Origin of the sequence: Hydrogenoanaerobacterium sp., from assembly GCF_032017025.1 — a bacterium.
Lineage (GTDB): Bacteria > Bacillota > Clostridia > Oscillospirales > Ruminococcaceae > Hydrogenoanaerobacterium.
The window spans coordinates 32,603-34,465 of the sequence record NZ_DALZQO010000030.1 but is presented as its reverse complement, the minus strand read 5'-3'; the positions used below and the strand labels follow the sequence as shown (position 1 = coordinate 34,465).

Here is a 1,863-nt window from a genome sequence, read left to right as displayed (position 1 = left end):
ATTTGTGCATTAGGCGGCAAGACGCCTAACGCACCTGCTAAAGCAGAGCGCAAAAGGAGCAGACCGCTGTCTGCTCCTTTGAGACTATATTCCGATAAGCTTCATACGATTCCCGCTTACCCGCCTAATTGCACTTCGAGTACCCGCAGGAGCGGCAGGATACGCAGCCGCCCTCGTGCTCCATCTCCGCGCCACATTCCGGGCAGAGTTTTGCAAGCTTTTGGTAGCGTTCGGTATCCAGTTCCACCTGCTTGCTAATCTGCTCGGTTGGAATAACCCGACTCGCACCGGTATCCTGCATGGTCTTTTGGAAATCCGCTACCTTGCGAATGATTCTCGACATTGCATCGGGGCAGGAGGTGCATTTCATACCCGCCTGGCGGATGGTAGAGGGGCAGCGAATACCCTTAAGCTGATCAATTACCTCATCCACACTCACACCCGAACGCAAAGCAACCGACACTAGGCGCGCTGTCGCCTCCGACTGAGACGGGCATCCCCCCGCCTTACCGGTATTGGTAAATACCTCACAAATACCATTCTCATCGTAGTTGACGGTGACATACAGGTTGCCGCAGCCAATCTTCATGCGCTCGGTCATGCCGCTCACCGCCTCGGGGCGGGGGCGCGGTGTAATGTTGGTACGATAGGTTCCGGCTTCGGCATTGTCCTCTTTTTTTACCGAACCAATGTTGAGCACCTGGCTGTCACGGCTACCATCTCGGTAGATGGTAACGCCCTTGCAGTCAAGTTTATAGGCCTGAATATAAGCCTCGCGTACATCCTCGTGAGATGCGTCGTGCGTAAAGTTAACTGTTTTAGACACCGCGTTATCGGTATGACGCTGGAACGCAGCTTGCATTTTGACATGGTGCAGCGGGCTGATGTCATGCGAGCACACAAACACGCGTTTGATGTCCTCCGGAATTTCATCGATGTGCTGCAGTGTACCCTGCTCAATAATCTTTCTCATCAGCTCATCCGAGTAGATACCGCGCTCCACCAGAACCTCTTTGAGGATAGGGTTGGTCTCAATCATCTCGGTGTTATCCATAACATTACGGATATACGCGAATGCAAAAACCGGCTCTACGCCAGAGGAGCAGCCCGCCAGAATTGACAGGGTACCGGTGGGGGCAATGGTGGTTATCGTGGCGTTGCGCAAAGGTTCATTCTGTGCAAATACGCTTTCGGCGAAGAGAGGAAAGCTGCCGCGTGTTTTTGCAAGTGCATGGCTTGCCATTCTGCCGGTGTCGTTGATGAAACCCATCACCTTTTCAGCAAGTGACACCGAATCATCCGAGCCATAGGGAACGCCCATTTTGAGCAGCATATCTGCCCAACCCATTACGCCGAGGCCAATTTTACGGGTGGCTTTGGTGGTTTGGTCGATAAGTTCTAACGGATATTTGTTGACATCGATGACGTTATCAAGAAAATGTACCGCTGTTTTCACAATGCGCTCCAGTTTTTTGTAGTCGACATCGTAGCTACCATCCTTGTCCTTTTTCAGCACAGAAAGGAGGTTAATCGAACCAAGATTGCATGACTCATAGGGCAGCAAAGGTTGCTCTCCGCATGGGTTGGTGCTCTCAATCTCACCCTGTGAAGGCACGACATTGTCACGATTGAGCCGGTCTAAAAAGATGATGCCCGGCTCGCCGTTTCTCCAAGCACTGTCTACAATTTTATCGAATACTTCTTTTGCATTGAGCTTGCCAACCTCCGCCTTTGTTTTCGGGTCACAAAGGGCGTAATCCTCACCGTTTAAGGCGGCATTCATAAATTTTTCGGTAACTCCCACTGAGATATTAAAGTTGGTGATATCTGCGTTGTCTTTTTTACAATCAATAAACTGCAAAA

1 protein-coding gene is annotated in these 1,863 nt (G+C 50.8%); it reads right to left on the bottom strand.

What is annotated here, in order from left to right:
- Positions 1-124 precede the first annotated feature (124 nt).
- The coding region (locus tag RTV33_RS14215; protein ID WP_312645310.1) for an adenosylcobalamin-dependent ribonucleoside-diphosphate reductase at positions 125-1,863 on the bottom strand (1,739 nt) is incomplete at its 5' end.